The sequence below is a fragment of the Sodalis sp. RH16 genome, assembly GCF_047324245.1.
In the GTDB taxonomy this organism is placed as follows: Bacteria; Pseudomonadota; Gammaproteobacteria; order Enterobacterales; family Enterobacteriaceae; genus Acerihabitans; species Acerihabitans ligni.
In genome coordinates this window covers 3,856,339-3,872,032 of record NZ_CP178737.1, presented here as the reverse complement: position 1 = coordinate 3,872,032, position 15,694 = coordinate 3,856,339, and the positions used below count along the sequence as shown (strand labels likewise).

The 15,694-nt window shown below is 57.5% G+C and carries 15 protein-coding genes; 9 read left to right on the top strand and 6 right to left on the bottom strand.

Annotation, left to right across the window (positions count from 1 at the left end; all coding sequences use genetic code 11):
- Positions 1-23 precede the first annotated feature (23 nt).
- Positions 24-896: a phosphonopyruvate hydrolase gene (locus ACL2XJ_RS17845; RefSeq protein WP_413723979.1), complete on the bottom strand. Its 873-nt coding sequence runs from the start codon at positions 894-896 to the stop codon at positions 24-26.
- A gap of 68 nt (positions 897-964) precedes the next feature.
- A complete protein-coding gene (locus tag ACL2XJ_RS17840) occupies positions 965-1,267 on the bottom strand; it encodes an ArsR/SmtB family transcription factor (protein WP_132922293.1) in 303 nt (100 codons plus the stop codon).
- A 103-nt stretch (positions 1,268-1,370) separates the two neighbouring features.
- Here ACL2XJ_RS17840 and ACL2XJ_RS17835 point away from each other — a divergent pair, with 103 nt between their 5' ends.
- The 7 genes from ACL2XJ_RS17835 (at position 1,371) to ACL2XJ_RS17805 (ending at position 10,022) form a co-directional block, all read left to right on the top strand.
- Positions 1,371-2,459 (top strand): NADH:flavin oxidoreductase/NADH oxidase, encoded by a 1,089-nt coding sequence (locus ACL2XJ_RS17835; RefSeq protein ID WP_132922294.1) that lies wholly within the window; start codon positions 1,371-1,373, stop codon positions 2,457-2,459.
- A 298-nt stretch (positions 2,460-2,757) separates the two neighbouring features.
- Positions 2,758-3,771 carry a pentapeptide repeat-containing protein gene (locus tag ACL2XJ_RS17830; RefSeq protein ID WP_413723978.1) on the top strand — a complete coding sequence of 338 codons (1,014 nt, stop codon included), beginning with the start codon at positions 2,758-2,760 and terminating at the stop codon, positions 3,769-3,771.
- A gap of 134 nt (positions 3,772-3,905) precedes the next feature.
- Entirely contained in the window at positions 3,906-5,366 is a 1,461-nt protein-coding gene (locus ACL2XJ_RS17825; RefSeq protein WP_413723977.1) for an AMP nucleosidase, read from the top strand.
- A gap of 247 nt (positions 5,367-5,613) precedes the next feature.
- Positions 5,614-6,624: a Zn-dependent oxidoreductase gene (locus ACL2XJ_RS17820; RefSeq protein ID WP_132922297.1), complete on the top strand. Its 1,011-nt coding sequence runs from the start codon at positions 5,614-5,616 to the stop codon at positions 6,622-6,624.
- A 62-nt stretch (positions 6,625-6,686) separates the two neighbouring features.
- A complete protein-coding gene (locus ACL2XJ_RS17815; RefSeq protein ID WP_413723976.1) occupies positions 6,687-7,973 on the top strand; it encodes an MFS transporter in 1,287 nt (428 codons plus the stop codon).
- Positions 7,974-8,121: 148 nt separating this feature from the next.
- Positions 8,122-8,820, top strand: coding sequence for a GntR family transcriptional regulator (locus ACL2XJ_RS17810; protein ID WP_413723975.1), 699 nt, complete (start codon positions 8,122-8,124; stop codon positions 8,818-8,820).
- A 113-nt stretch (positions 8,821-8,933) separates the two neighbouring features.
- Positions 8,934-10,022 carry an iron-containing alcohol dehydrogenase family protein gene (locus tag ACL2XJ_RS17805; RefSeq protein WP_413723974.1) on the top strand — a complete coding sequence of 363 codons (1,089 nt, stop codon included), beginning with the start codon at positions 8,934-8,936 and terminating at the stop codon, positions 10,020-10,022.
- A gap of 65 nt (positions 10,023-10,087) precedes the next feature.
- Here the strand turns inward: ACL2XJ_RS17805 and ACL2XJ_RS17800 are convergent, their stop codons facing one another.
- From ACL2XJ_RS17800 to ACL2XJ_RS17785, 4 genes are all read right to left on the bottom strand, one after another.
- On the bottom strand, positions 10,088-11,050 hold the full coding sequence (locus ACL2XJ_RS17800) for a sugar-binding transcriptional regulator (protein WP_132922301.1): 963 nt from the start codon (positions 11,048-11,050) through the stop codon (positions 10,088-10,090).
- A 97-nt stretch (positions 11,051-11,147) separates the two neighbouring features.
- A complete protein-coding gene (dhaL, locus tag ACL2XJ_RS17795) occupies positions 11,148-11,804 on the bottom strand; it encodes a dihydroxyacetone kinase subunit DhaL (protein ID WP_413723973.1) in 657 nt (218 codons plus the stop codon).
- A 3-nt stretch (positions 11,805-11,807) separates the two neighbouring features.
- A complete protein-coding gene (locus ACL2XJ_RS17790) occupies positions 11,808-12,809 on the bottom strand; it encodes a dihydroxyacetone kinase subunit DhaK (RefSeq protein ID WP_413723972.1) in 1,002 nt (333 codons plus the stop codon).
- A 29-nt stretch (positions 12,810-12,838) separates the two neighbouring features.
- Complete coding sequence (locus tag ACL2XJ_RS17785; protein WP_132922304.1) at positions 12,839-13,609, bottom strand: SDR family oxidoreductase; 771 nt, start codon at positions 13,607-13,609, stop codon at positions 12,839-12,841.
- 614 nt (positions 13,610-14,223) lie between these two features.
- Between ACL2XJ_RS17785 and rpiB the strand changes: the two genes are divergently transcribed.
- Positions 14,224-14,676 (top strand): ribose 5-phosphate isomerase B, encoded by a 453-nt coding sequence (rpiB, locus tag ACL2XJ_RS17780; protein WP_413723971.1) that lies wholly within the window; start codon positions 14,224-14,226, stop codon positions 14,674-14,676.
- A gap of 63 nt (positions 14,677-14,739) precedes the next feature.
- Positions 14,740-15,690 (top strand): transaldolase, encoded by a 951-nt coding sequence (tal, locus tag ACL2XJ_RS17775; protein ID WP_413723970.1) that lies wholly within the window; start codon positions 14,740-14,742, stop codon positions 15,688-15,690.
- Positions 15,691-15,694 lie beyond the last annotated feature (4 nt).

Genomic DNA, 15,694 nt, shown 5'->3' with positions numbered 1-15,694 from the left:
AAAACAGGGCCTGATTGCCGCTGTCAGCGTAAAAACTTTCCTTCGATACGGCGCATGCGGGCATCATCCTGCAATTCAATAATCTCTTTTACCGCGGGCAGCGTTTTATCCACTTCACGGATACCGCCGTCCCGGCGGATTTGCGCAAAAACGCTGCGCATGGCGCCCACCGCCGCGCGGATGGCGTGATTACCGTAAATCACGATACCCACCTTGCCCAGGGCGGCAATGTCGGCTTCGGTGAGCTGCGGATAGGCGGTGGGTACCAGCACCAAGGGAATGCTCCCCTGCCAGGCGGCGATAAAAGAGAGGATTTCATCCGGCGTGGTTTGCTTTGAGTGAATCAATACCGCATCGGCCCCCGCTTCCTGGTAGGCCAGGCCGCGTTTTTGCGCTTCCGCCTGGCCCAGGCCGGCTATCAGGGCTTCCACCCGGGCGATAACCATAAAATCCCGGTCATGCCGGGCGCTCACCGCTGCGGCCACCTTGCCCTGGAACTCGTCAACGCGCACCAGCTCCTGGCGGCCCCCGGCGCGCAGGCTGGTATCCTTGGGGAAGGTTTTGTCTTCAATGACGACAGCCGAGGCGCCGGCGGCCTCATACTGCGGAACCACATAGCTGACGTTTACCGCATTGCCGAAACCGGTATCGATATCGGCTATCAACGGAATGGCTGTTACCGATGCGATGGCGCGCATCATCTCCAGATGGGTACCCATGGAAAGAATATTGGCATCGGGTACCGCATAGCTGGCGGACAGTTCGAAACCGCTGCCCCAAACGGCGTCGAAGCCCGCTTCTTCCGCCAGCTTCGCCGCCAGGGGATTATGAGCCGCCATGGCGGTAAGGAGTTTCCCGCCCGCGAGGGCATCACGCAGGATACGGTTTTTGGTCATCTGTCTGGCCGCTACATCGCTAACAATGAAAAGTTTTTTATCATCCCGGCGAGGAAAGCGCAATGAAGTTAAACCCGCTGCGACAATATCACGTCCAGCAAGCCGGGGAAGCGGGTCTGCATATCTTCACGGCGCAGCTGATTCATATGGGTGGTGCCGACGTTTTGAGTATGGACCAGCCCGGCATCGCGCAAGACGCGGAAATGGTGGGAAACGCTGGATTTAGGACGGCCGCCGTCCAGTTCGCCGCAGCTGGCCTCCCCCTGGAGGGCCAGGCGCCGCACGATGTCCAGACGCAACGGATCGCTCAGGGCGTATAGCACGCGCTCGAGGACGAATTCATCGGCGGTAGGATGTTTGAAAGGTCTCATGGGCTAACTATACCTAAAAGGTTGCCTGAAATCCATTATTCGATTAATATCGAAATATAGAATTATCAGTAAATGCGATCCCACTTTTAAAAAGGAAGTCTTTATGTCAGCACTTTTTCAACCCTTCAAGCTTAAGGATGTCACACTTCGCAACCGCATCGCCGTCCCGCCGATGTGCATGTACTCCGCCGATGACGGCCTGATCAACGATTGGCATCAGGTACATCTGGCCGCCCTGGCCCGCGGCGGCGCCGGACTGGTCGTGGTGGAAGCCACCGCCGTTGCGCCGGAAGGCCGTATCACCCCCGGATGCGCCGGCATCTGGAACGACAAGCTGGCGCAGGCCTTTGTCCCGGTGGTAAAAGCCATCAAAGCGGCGGGAGCGGTACCCGGCATCCAGATAGGACACGCGGGGCGTAAAGCCAGCTCCAATCGTCCCTGGGAAGGAGACGATCATATCGCCGACAGCGATCCACGCGGCTGGCAGACCATCGCGCCCTCCGCGATTGCCTTCGGCGCCAATTTACCCAAGCAACCCAAAGCCATGACCCTGGAGGATATCGCCCGGGTACGCAACGATTTCGTCGCGGCGGCCCGCCGTGCCCGCGACGCCGGTTTTGAATGGCTGGAGCTGCATTTCGCCCATGGCTATCTGGGCCAGAGTTTCTTCTCCACGCACTCCAACCAGCGCCACGACCAGTACGGCGGCAGCTTGGAAAACCGCAGCCGTTTCCTGCTGGAAACCCTGGCGGCAGTGCGTGAAGTCTGGCCGGAAAATCTGCCGCTCACCGCCCGTTTCGGCGTCATCGAATTCGACGGCCGCGACGAGGAAACCCTCACCGAGTCCATCGAACTAACCCGCCGGTTCAAAGCCACCGGGCTGGATCTGCTCAGCGTCAGCATCGGGTTTTCAACACCTGACGCCAACATTCCCTGGGGACCGGCGTTTATGGGCCCCATCGCGCAGCGGGTGCGGGAAGAAACCGGCATTCCGGTAGCTTCCGCCTGGGGGTTCGGCACGCCGGAACTGGCTGAAAAGGCGGTCGCCGAAGGCCAGCTGGATCTGGTGCTGGTGGGCAAAGCACATCTGGCCAATCCGCACTGGGCCTACTATGCCGCCCGCGAACTGGGTATCGATCGACCGTCCTGGACCCTGCCGGCGCCTTATGCCCACTGGCTGGAAAGATACTGATCGTCACGTCCCGGCGCGGGCTTTGCCCGTTCAGCTCAACTCCCCCACGTCGGGGGAGTTGCTCAGATGATGACTCAACCCTCACCTTTCATTCGCCGGGATATTGTGCCCATATCTGGCGCCAAACGATGGACCTGTCTCGACGAAAACTTTGCGCTATCGCCTGAACCAATGCTTAACCGGACTTATCAAAGAGTGTTTTCTGAAAGAGCACTACCCTTCATCATGTTAACTTCATTTTGTCATTTCAGAGGTTGAAATAAGTCAGCCGCAATGGCATTGGCAAGGAGTGTCATCAATGAATTTTACCATTGATCGTGCAAGCTCGATGGCGGAACACCTTTCCGGTATCGGCACCGGTTTGGCAAGAGACGAAGCCACCTCACCTCAAGGTATCCTTGAGCATATTCTCAATTTTTTTACCTTTGGCTACCTGAGCAGGCAGCGCGCCGAGGCATATGATGCGTTCGCCGAAGCCTTGGCCACCTCACTTTACCTTGCGTCCCCGGACAGCGCTTCCTGTAAAATTCCGGCAAGGCTGGTGGTGGATTTCGCCGGCTATACCGTTACGTTCACCCTGCCGGATGACGACCCTTGTGAATTAAATCCCGTCATTATCGACGTGAGCAAGGACGGCAAATGTATCCGGTCGGAAGTAAACAGAAAAATGTATTGCCGCAGCAGCACCGGTTTAATGATACGACGGCGGGCCGGTCTTCCCCATAACGCCGTAGTCTTAACGGACCGAGGGCATATAGACCTCAGGGACGCTAATCTGATGAATGCCAATCTGCACGAGGCTGACCTGCGCAGCGCCGACCTGAGCCATACCATTCTGCGCGGCGCCTGCCTGCGTCAAGCCAACCTCTTTGCCGCCAATCTGGAAGGGATTGATTTGAGGTGGGCCATCTTGGCTGAAGCTGAACTGGGTAATACCGATCTGAAAGGGGTCGACCTGCGCGGGGCCGATTTGAGAGACGCTAAATTGGGTAACACGATTCTGAGGGAGTCGAACATGAGCGGTATTGCCCTGGATAACGCAAACCTGAGTTGGGCTGATTTGAGAGGGGCTAACCTGAGCGGGGCTGACCTGAGCGGCGCCAACCTGCGCAAAGCCGACCTGACCGGAGCTGACTTGACCGGAGCTATCCTGACCGGAGCCGACCTGACCGGAGCTGACCTGACCGGAGCCGACCTGACCGGAGCTGACCTGACCGGCGCTATATTGACCGGCGTTGTTCCCTGCGCCGCCATAGAGGTAATCTTATCGGGCCCTTTGGCGGGAGGATCATTGTCTCAAATTCATCCATGAGGAATAATCAGCGATAATCCCGCCGGAAAGGGGCCTGGATAGGGCGATGAAATGATAAAATCAGCATAACGCCTGCTGATCTATGGCAAATAGCCATAGATCAATTGCTGTATCGGTAAAACCAAGGAGATAACGTGGATAATAATACATCCGGCATTAACTTTACCGCCGCCCAGGCCCTGGATAAGCTGGAGTCGCTGTATGACGGCGCGGTAACGGCGCTGCGCGAAGCCATCAAGGATTTCATCAAGGACGGCCGGCTACCGGACGAACAGGCGCGGGCCGCGGGACTGTTTGCTTATCCCGAACTGCGTGTCAACTGGGACGGGGTTTCCCAAGGCCATCCCAAGAACCGGGCTTACGGCCGTTTCGCCCGTCCGGGCTGCTACACCACCACCATTACCCGTCCACGGCTGTTTCGGCATTATCTGACCCACCAGTTGGAGATGCTGGAGGGCGAATACGCCGCCAGTATCGAGGTGCTGCCGTCGCATCATGAAATTCCCTTTCCTTATGTCATCGACGGTTCCGACCTGGCTCTTGACCGCTCCATGAGCGCCGGCATCGCGCAGCATTTTCCCACCACGGAGCTGTCGCAAATCGGCGATGAAACCGCCGACGGGTTATTTACCTATGCCAAGAACTTTCCGTTATCCCATTTCGACGCCCTGCGCACCGATTTTTCCCTGGCCCGTCTTAAGCACTATACCGGCACGCCGGTGGACCATTTCCAGCCGTTCATCCTGTTCACCAACTACACCCGCTATGTGGATGAATTCGTACGCTGGGCCTGCAGCCAGATTGCCGACCCCGACAGCCCGTATGAGGCGCTGTCCTGCGCCGGGGGCACCTATGTCACCGCCGAGACCTTGAATCCCGGGCAAGCGGTTTCCGATCTGGCCTGGAAAAACCATCAGATGCCCGCTTACCATCTTATTTCAAGGCGGGGACGGGGCATCACGCTGGTGAACATCGGCGTCGGCCCGTCCAACGCCAAGACCATTTGCGATCACCTTGCGGTCCTGCGTCCCCACGCCTGGCTGATGATCGGCCACTGCGGCGGTCTGCGGGAGAGCCAGATGATAGGCGACTATGTGCTGGCGCACGCTTACCTGCGCGACGATCACGTGCTGGACGCGGTGTTGCCGCCGGATATTCCCATTCCCAGCATCGCCGAAGTGCAGCGCGCCCTGTATGACGCGACCAAAACCATCAGCGCCATGCCGGGGGAGCAGGTGAAGCAGCGCCTGCGCACCGGCACCGTGGTCACTACCGACGATCGGAACTGGGAGCTGCGCTATTCCGCCTCGGCGCTGCGTTTTAACCTTAGCCGCGCGGTGGCGGTGGACATGGAGAGCGCCACCATCGCCGCCCAGGGTTACCGCTTCCGGGTACCTTACGGCACGCTGCTGTGCGTTTCGGACAAGCCGCTGCACGGCGAAATCAAGCTGCCCGGCCAGGCGAACCGTTTCTATGACGGCGCCATCTCCGAGCACCTGCAGATAGGCATCCACGCCATCGAACTGCTGCGCGCGGAAGGCGATCAATTGCATTCCCGCAAGCTTCGCACCTTCAACGAGCCGCCGTTTCGGTAGAGGCCCGATATTACCACCCGCCGGAAAAGCAACGTGATGATATTCCGGCGGGGAGTCCCCCCAGCGTTAACCCCGCCCGCGAAAGAGAACTGCGGTAATTCTCCGGCATTCAATCCAGCCTGATACCCGACGCCTGCTAAATGTGTGACGGGCGTCTTATTTCCATTCAAGAATACTTGTATGGAAGAATGGAAGTAGTATTTTTAACCTATTGCTCTAGGTTAATAAAGTAAGGAAAGCGACCCTCATGAAAAGTGTAGTCATCAATAAGCCGGGCGAGCTGGTTTTGCAGCAGCGGGACATACCGCAACCCGCCGCCGGTGAAGTCCGGATCAAAATTCGTTCCGCCAGTATTTGCGGTTCCGATGTGCATATTTGGCGCGGGCATAATCCCTTCGCCCGCTATCCCCGGGTTATCGGCCACGAATTTTTCGGCGTAATTGACGCGGTCGGGGCGGGAGCGGACAGCCGGCGCATCGGCGAACGGGTCGCGGTGGACCCGGTGGTCAGCTGCGGCCACTGCTACCCCTGTTCGGTGGGCCGCCCTAACGTCTGCGCCTCTTTGCAGGTGATTGGCGTACACCGCGACGGCGGTTTCAGCGAGTATGCCTGCGCCCCGGCGGAAAACGCCTATCTCCTGCCCGCCGCCATTCCCGATGAGGTGGCGAGCCTGGTGGAACCCTTCACCATCGCCGCCAATATCACCGCCTTTCTCAAGCCCACGACGCGGGACGTGGCGCTGGTATATGGCGCCGGGCCCATGGGGCTGACGGTTGTCCAGGTGCTAAAAGGCGTCTATGACGTGAGCCGGGTGATCGTGGTAGACCGCATTCCGCAGCGCCTGGCGCTGGCCCGTGCCAGCGGAGCCGACCTGACGCTGGATAACGGCACCACGCCGCTGGCGGAACTGCTAAACGGCGAGCAGCCGACTCTGATAGTGGATGCCGCCTGCCATCCGTCCATTCTGCCCGAAGCCGTGGCGCTGGCCTCCCCCGCCGCCCGCATCGGCCTGCTGGGGTTCTCCGGCGACCCTTGCACGGTGACGCAGCAAAGCCTCACCAGCAAGGAGATTTCGCTGTTCACCTCGCGGCTGAACAGTAAGCGATTCCCGGCGGTCATCGACTGGATGGCGCGCGGCATTATCGCGCCGGCCAAGCTGGTGACCCATTCCCTGCCCCTGGCCCAGATAGAAGAGGCGATGACTATCTTTGAACAAGATCCGCAGCGCTGCTGCAAGGTGATTCTTACTGTCGGCTGATACGCTTCGTACGGTATACGCCGCCTCGGTGCCCTAAATTCTTCATAAGAACCGGAGTTGCTATGTTTCGTAACTTACGCTGGACGATCGTTTTCCTGTTATTCCTGGTCTACATGATCAATTACATCGACAGGGTTGCATTGTCGATCACCGTTCCGATGATAGAAAAAGACCTAACCATTAACGCTGAACAGTTCGGCCTGATCTTCGGCAGCTTCTTTTTTGGTTATGCCTTATTCAACTTTCTCGGCGGCCTGGCGACGGACCGATTCGGTCCCAAACTGGTGATGGGACTGGCGGTGACGCTCTGGTCCATATTTTGCGGATTGACCGCCTTCGCCACCGGCTTCTGGTCGATGATGATCCTGCGGGTACTGTTCGGCATGGCGGAGGGGCCAATCTGCGCCTCCGCCAATAAAACCATCAACGGCTGGTTTCCGAAAAAACAGGCGGCAACGGCCATGGGCTTTCTCAGCGCCGGTTCGCCGCTGGGCGGCGCGGTAAGCGGGCCGATCGTGGGTTATCTGGCCCTGGCGTTCGGCTGGCGTCCGGCTTTTATAGCGATTTGCGTCATCGGCCTGGTGTGGATGGCCGGCTGGCTGTTCTTCGCCGCGGACAATCCGTCCCGCAGCAAACGGGTCAGCGAAGAGGAACGGCTGCTGGTAAACCAGATGAAAGCGGAAGTCATCAGCGCAGACGAAGAACTGGCCCAATCGGCCCACGGCCTGGGATATTACCTGCGCCAGCCGATTATCCTGGTCACCGCCTTCGCCTTCTTCTGTTATAACTACATTCTGTTTTTCTTCCTGAGCTGGTTCCCCAGCTATCTGGTACAGGCCCATAACCTGAACATCAAGGAAATGAGCCTCACCACGATGATTCCTTGGATTGTGGGGTTCGTGGGTTTGGCGCTGGGGGGATGGATTTCCGACAGAATTTTTCAGTTAACCGGCCGCCTGCTGCTCTCGCGCAAAATCGTGCTGGTAGTGTCGTTATTCGCGGCGGCGATTTGCGTGGCGCTGGCGGGCATGGTGAGCAGCGTGGTGCCGGCAGTGGTGCTGATGTCGGTGTCGATTTTCTTTCTTTATATCACCGGCGCCATTTACTGGGCCATTATCCAGGACGTGGTGCATAAAAGCCGGGTCGGGGGCGCAAGCGGTTTTATCCATCTTATCGGCAGCGTGTCCGGTATCGTGGGCCCGGTCGCCACCGGCTATATCGTACAGCATACCGGCAAATTCGACAGCGCCTTCGTGCTGGCGGGGGTGGTAGCCGCTCTGGGCGCCTTGCTGGTATTGGTGGTTATCAAATCGCCAAAGCATCAGGGCAACCCGGTCTCCGCCTCCTGATCCCTATGGGCGAACGGCTCCCGTCGAGCCGTCCGCCTTTCGCCTGATCGCTTCCCGTCCACCCTAAACGTCAAAATGACTGGCGCTGGCCTTCACTCCTCTTTAGACTTATCGAATTCTTCTACGCCTACATAAAAATGAAATACTTATGCCCCTTAGTCGAGACATCACCGCCTACGAATCAGTGAGTAAACAGATCTACCGTTTCTTACGCCTAGATATTGTCTCCTGCACCATTCATCCTGGCTCGACCTTGTCGGAAAACGAGATTTCCTCCCGGTACAAAATTTCCCGCCAGCCGGTGCGCGAAGCCTTTATCAAACTGGCGGAAACCGGCCTGGTGCAGATACTGCCGCAGCGCGGCACCTTTGTACGCAAGATATCCGCCCGCCATGTGGCCGACGGCCGCTTTATCCGTGAAGCCATCGAAACAGCGGTGGTCCGGCGGGCGGCGGCGGAGGCCAGACCCGAGGACATCGCCCGATTGAACGGGATGATACATCAGCAAACATTGGCGGCGGAAAAAGACGATCCTTACGAATTCCTCCTGCTGGATGATGAATTCCATCGCGGACTGGCGCAAAGCGTTCACTGCGAACTGGCCTGGGAAACCATTGAGAATATCAAAGCCGGCATGGACAGGGTGCGCTTTCTTACCCTGAGCAAGGAGTCGCCGCCGGCGAGCCTGATTAAGCAGCACAGCCGCATCCTCGATGCCATTATCGCCGGCGACGCCGACGCCGCCGAGCTGGCGATGCATCAGCACCTAAAAGAGATGATTTTCTCCCTGACCCAGGTCGCGGAGCGCTATCACCACTGGTTTGAAGAAGACCCGCAAGACCTGTAACCGCAGGCCAGGCCCGCCATCAACGAACGCGCACCGGGCCAGTTACAGGTAGCGTGAGGCGCCGCCAAACGATTATACTCGTGTTTTATTTATACTAGCGGGCAATATGTAACATGCGATTAAGCCAGGTTGTACGGAGCGGTCCGGGGCAATATATCTGCGAAGAGGGGGCCTTACGGTATTTACCGGAAAAATTAACCCATTTCCAACGCCCCTATATCATAGCCGGCAAACACGCCTATGCCGCGTTCCAACGGTTCATGCCGGAAAAATTGACTATCCCGGTGCTGTTTTATGATGAAACCGCCAGCCATGAAGATATGCAGCGGCTGTCACAACTGGCGCCGGACGCGGATGTGATTATCGGCATCGGCGGCGGACGCGCGCTGGATACCGCCAAAGGCACCGCCGAACTCCTGAACGTGGAAAATATCCTTATTCCGACGGTCATGGGCACCTGTTCAGCCTATACCCCTCTCTCCGCGGTCTATCACCCCGACCACACCTTCAAACAGGTGGATTATTACCACCGCGCCGCCCACCTGGTGCTGCTGGATTTATCGTTACTGATAGCCTCCCCCAAAGCGTACTTTGTCGGCGGAATCGGCGACACCCTGGCAAAATGGTACGAAGCCGAAGCCATTACCCGCAAATACCCCCGGGACAGTTTGCCGCTGTTCGTCACCATGGGACTGGCGGCGGCGAAAACCACCCTGGATACCCTGCTTGCGGACACACCGGCGGCATTGGCCGACATGGATGCGGGCCGGGTTACCCCCGCCTTCCAGCGGGTTGCCGAGGCGGTGGTTGCCGTCGCCGGCATGGTGGGCGGCTGCGGCGGAGAATATGGCCGCATGGCGGGTGCCCACGCCATTCACAACGCCCTGAGCTATCTGCCGGAAACGCATGAAATACTGCACGGCGTGAAAGTGGCCTACGGCATACTGGTGCAACTGGTGACCACCGGCGATGCGGACGTGGTGAAAAAACTCATGCCCTTTTATAGAAAAAACGGATTTCCCTACAATTTTGCCTCATTGGGCATTACCACCGATCGTGAAACGGCGATAGCCACCCTGGCGGAATTCGCCGCCGGCAGGCAGGAAACCTTCGTGCTGGCGGTTGACGCCGTCTCGCCGGAGCACATCGCGGCGGCCATCCGCCAGGTAGAGGAAATCGCCCGGCAGGTTTCTACGGAATAACCCCGCGCACGGGCGGCTGACAAGCCTACCCAGCGTCAACAGGCCCGGCCCGCGGAACCGGGCCGTTATTGCGACAGGTTGATAATGGTCCGCACGTTCTGGGCGCTGGTGGCGATGATATTGATGGCCCCGGTACGCAGGGCGCCCAGTATCGCCAGCGCCTTGGTATTCTCTGAAGCAATGGCGATCACGCAGGGAATATTCCGTAGCTCCTCGATGCTCAGGCCGATCACCCGATCGCTCATCACCGTATCCACATGAATCCCCTGGGCATTAAAGAAATCATAACCGGCAATATCGCCGATAACGCCCTGGTTGAGATTGGCATCGATAATCTCATGGGGAGTAAACCAGCCCAGCTTGACCATATAGCTGTTTTCATTCATATCACCGATGCCCACCAGGGCGATATCGGCTTTACGAGCGCGATCGAGAGTATCCTTGATCGTACCGTTTTGCATGAACGCCTGTTTAAGGGCGCGATTTTCCACATAGGCCGGCGCATAAAGCGTTTCGCTGATGCCGCCGAATTTCCTGGCCATCCGACGGCTGATATGATCGGCGTTAATGGCATCTCCGGGCCGATGGGTCCCGCCGATGCCGCAGATAAACCGGCAATTTTTTTCCGGCACCTGCCCGATATGATCCGCCACGGCTGAAACGTTACGGCCCTGTCCCACCGTCAGCACCATATTGTCTTTCAACGTCAGCGCCAGAAAATTCGCCACCAGGGCCGCCACCTGGCGACGCTGTTCGTCCTCGTCCTGGTAATCAAGCGCAATCAGCGCGCGGCTGATGGGGAAACGCTCCTTCATCTGCTGCTCAAGCCTGGAGCTGAACACCGGATGATAGCGGACGGTGATTTCGACGATGCCCTCTTCCCGGGCGCGTTTAAGCAGACGACCAACCTTGATGCGGGAAATGCCGAATTTATTTGCTATCTCTTCCTGGGTGATCTCGTCTTGATAATAAGCAACGGCAATCTCGGTCAGTAGTTCATTATCTTGGAATATCGTTTGTTTTTCCATCTATCACCCGTTTCCTCATGACAAGCCTGCATCTTCTAATCCCTCATCCATTGTGAAAGAGGGAATAGAAAATCACAAGCCCGCTTTTATACCGACGCTACACCGCCACCGACGCCAATCGTCGCTCCACCGTATCGGCCAGCTGGGTCAACAGCAGGCAACAGGATACCGCACCGGCATCCAGCACACCGCGCGAACGCTCGCCCAAACGGCTGGCACGGCCTATTTTGGCCACCAGATCACGGGTGGAGTCGCGTCCCTGGGCCGCGTTGAGTTTCAGCTGCGCCAGCGCCTGGCTGAAGCTGTCGCCCTGCAGCACGGAACGTTCAAAACCGTCCACCGCCGGGATCAGGGTATCCATCAGGCATTTATCGCCGACGCCGGCGCTGCTGATATCCTGCAATCCGGTCAAGCCGCCGCGCAGCATCGCCGCAAACGCCGCCTTATCCAGAAACGGCTTATCCCGCACGCTGTCCGCCATGCCCATAAAGAGACTGCCGTACAGCGGCCCCATGGATCCCCCGATACCTTCCATCAGCGCGTCGGACAGGGCATCGAAGGCCTGCGCCAGGGTCAGCGCTTTGCCGTTGATGGCCTTGCCGCATAAGGTGAAACCTTTGGACATATTGATGCCGTGATCGCCATCGCCAATCGCGCCGTCGATTTCACTGAGGTACTCCCGGTTACCGACGATCACATTCACCAGATCCGCTACGATCTCGCTACCATACTGCGTTGAAATCTGCTCTGCCATGATTTATTCCACCTGGGTCAAACCCAACGATTGGACCGGTACGTCGATAAGGGCTTTCAGTTCATCATCCAGCTTCATCACCGTCAGCGTCACCCCCATCATTTCCAGCGAGGTAAAATAGTTGCCCACATAACGGCGATGGATAGCCACCCCGCGAGCGCTCAGACGCTTTTCAATCTCGGCGTAGTAAATATACAGCTCCATAACAGGCGTTGCGCCGAGGCCGGAAATCAGCAGCGCCACTTCATCCCCTTTGCCCAGGGGCCGGTCGTTGAGCACCAGATTGAGCATGGTCTCCGCCATGGCGGACGCGGATTGGATGGGAGAAATTTCCACCCCCGGCTCCCCGTGATGGCCGATGCCGATCTCCATCGTGCCGTCTTCGATAAAGAAATTGGGCTTACCCACCGCCGGAATGGTGCAGGAACTTAAGCCGATACCGATGGAGCGGCACTGGTCAATGGCTTTCTGCGCCGCCGCTATTACCCCGTCCAGGTCATAGCCTTTCGCCGCCGCCGCAGCGCCGACTTTCCACATCAGGATTTCCCCCGCCACGCCGCGCCGTTTTTCCTTTTCACTGGCGGGCGCGGACGCCACGTCGTCGTTGGCTACCACGGTCTTGACCGCGATGCCCGCCGCGGTGGCTTTTTTAATGGCCATTTTGACGTTCATGTTATCGCCGGCATAGTTGCCGTACAGGCAGGCGACCCCCGCGCCGCCATCGGCGGATTTGAACGCATCAAGAAAAGCGCCGGCGGTGGGAGAGGAAAAAATTTCGCCTATGGCCACCGCATCAAGGAGATTTTTGCCCACATAGCCCAGGAAAGCGGGCTCATGGCCGCTGCCGCCGCCGGTTACTATACCCACTTTGCCGGCAATAGGCGCGGCCGGCGTTTTCAGCACCCGGGGATTTTCGGTGGCGGTGTAATATTCCGGGTAGGCTTTCAGGAATCCCTGCAGGGCATCTTCCACCACCTGATCCGGATCGTTAATAATCCTGTTCATCTTGACCTCATCTTTGCCTGAAGGTTAACTCATTGAATGGTATAGCCGCCGTCCACCACCAGATTGGCGCCCGTGATCATACTGGCGGCATCGCTGGCGAGAAACAGCGCGCTGGCGGCAATATCCTGCGGTTCGGCGAAACGCCGCAGCGGGATTTTCCGCTTCATTTCTTCCGCCACCTCTCCCGACCAGGCTTTACGCCCCAGTTCGGTGAGCACCACGGTGGGAGAAATGGCGTTGACGCGCACGTTATGCGGTCCCCATTCCAATGCCAGCACCTGGGTCAGGCTGATGACCCCGCCTTTACTGGCGCAATAGGCCAGATGATTAGGCAATGCCACTACGCCGGCCTGCGACGCCATGTTGATGATGCTGCCGCTGCCCTGAGCGATAAAATGGGCGCCCACCGTCTGGCTGGCGAGAAATACCCCTTTGAGATTTACCGCCATCGTGCGGTCCCAGAACTCTTCCGACAGGTCTTCCGCCGGTTGCAGCGCGACAATCCCCGCGCTGTTCACCAGAATATCGAGGTGGCCGAAATGTTCCTTGGCCTGGGCCACTGCCTGTTGCACCGAAGCCTTGCTGGTAACATCGGTATGAATGCCGATGGCATGATGTTCGCTGAGCTGCTGTGCTATACCGGCGACGTCCGCCGCGAAGTCCAGCAGGGCCACCCGGGCGCCGTTTTGCAAAAAGCGTTCGGCGATGGCGTGTCCGATGCCCGCCGCTCCGCCGGTAATAAGGGCCACTTTGCCCCGCAGTGATAATTCACCTTGTCTTTCTTTTTGACCGTTCGTCATATGTTCCTCCTAGAAACCAGGCCTATACCCGTCATCTTTCAGCAACGCGAAATCGCTTGGATATATTCATTATCCGGATGTTTTTTCCCGACCGGTATAACGCGTTTTTCCCGTCGCTATCCGTTCATTCGTTACTCGAGTGAAATCCATTAATACAAGCCGGTATCCTTGCTGGCCCAGCGTCAGGATACCGGCATATCATCGCACTCTTTTCTGAATCGTTACGTTATTGGCGTCCCTCTTTTATCACGCACGTCCGTTACGCCCGCGCGGCGGCTCCTTTATATCCCCCGCTTATGATTCCGGCTGTAATAGCTTGCGCTCGATGAGCATAAGAATACTTACGGAACAAATGAACAATAAACCCCTTACTGAAAATTACCTAGTTGGGACGTTTGAAAGTGTGACTCTGTTCAAAAAGCATTTTAAAAAGAGGTTAATGGCTTATTAAAGGATTATTTTTGCGATAATTATCACTCAATGAGTTAAATCACTGGTCAAATCGTAAAAAATAAATGAACATGTATTGAACATATGATTGATTATGGTTATGGTAGAAAAATGATCTTCCATTACTGGTTTAAACCCTTTTTATTACAAATAAGGAGTATTTTATGCTGCCAATAGCTATTGGAGCAGATGATGCCGCCATTGAGCTGAAAGATGTGTTGGTTAAATTTCTTCAAGACCGCCAGATACCCGTCACGGATTTCACCGGCAAAAGCGAAGGGGAAACCTATCCCGACGTCGCTTTCCAGGTCGCCAGCGCCATCAGGGATGAAAAACACCAGCGCGGCATCTTGCTCTGCGGTACCGGCATCGGCATGAGTATCGTCGCCAATAAGGTTCCGGGCGTCCGCGCCGCGCTGTGCCACGACACTTACTCCGCGCAACGGGCCCGCAAGAGCAACGATGCGCAAATCATCACTCTTGGCGCGCGGGTCATCGGGCCGGAGCTGGCGAAAAGCATTATCGAATCCTGGCTGGGATCCGAGTTTGAAGGGGGTCGATCGGCACCGAAGGTGGCGAAGATTGACTATTACGAACAGCAGGGGGCGGAAAAATAAGCGTTCTCACTCTTCCTCCTCCTGAAATAATCAGACCGGGAAGTCTGATTAAGGAGCATAAAAATGAACCAGTTAGAGGCACTCAAGCAACTGACCGTGGTAGTCGCCGACAGCGGCGACATTGAATCCATCCGGCAATTCGAGCCGCAGGACGCCACCACCAACCCCTCCTTGATCCTGAAGGCAGCGGCGCTGCCCCAATACCATACCCTGATTGACGACGCCCTTGATTATGCCCGCAAGCAGGGGGGAAACAGGGAAACCCGGCTGATTAACGCCTGCGATAAACTGGCGGTGAACATCGGCGGGGAGATACTCAACATCGTCCCCGGCCGTGTTTCCACCGAAGTGGATGCCCGGCTGTCGTTCGATCGCGGCATGTGTATCGCCAAGGCGCGCAAGCTTATCGCCCTTTATAAAGAGCAGGGCATCGACCGTTCCCGTATCCTGATCAAGCTCGCCGCCACCTGGGAAGGGATCCGGGCCGCCGAAGAGCTCGAAAAAGAGCACATCAACACCAACCTGACGCTGCTGTTTTCCTTTGCCCAGGCGCGGGCCTGCGCCGAGGCCGGCGTATTCCTCATATCGCCCTTCGTCGGCCGCATCTATGACTGGTATCAGGCCAGGCAGCCCGCCGCCGCGTACGACGCCGAGCAGGACCCCGGCGTTAAATCGGTACGGGCCATCTATGAATATTATAAAGAGCATCGCTACCCTACGGTCATCATGGGCGCCAGCTTCCGCCTCGTGGAGCAGGTACTGGCCCTGGCGGGCTGCGATCGTCTGACCATCTCCCCCGCATTGCTGGATCAGATGAAGAAATCCGACGCTTCCCTTGAACGAAAACTGACGCCGCCCGCCCGCTGCCTGCCTCATCCGGATCTGCTTACCGAAACGGAATTCCGCTGGCAGCACAATCAGGACGCCATGGCGGTGGAAAAACTGGCTGAAGGCATCCGCCTGTTCGCCGTGGACCAGCAAAAGCTGGAAGATATGCTGGCCGCTGAACTATAACCAC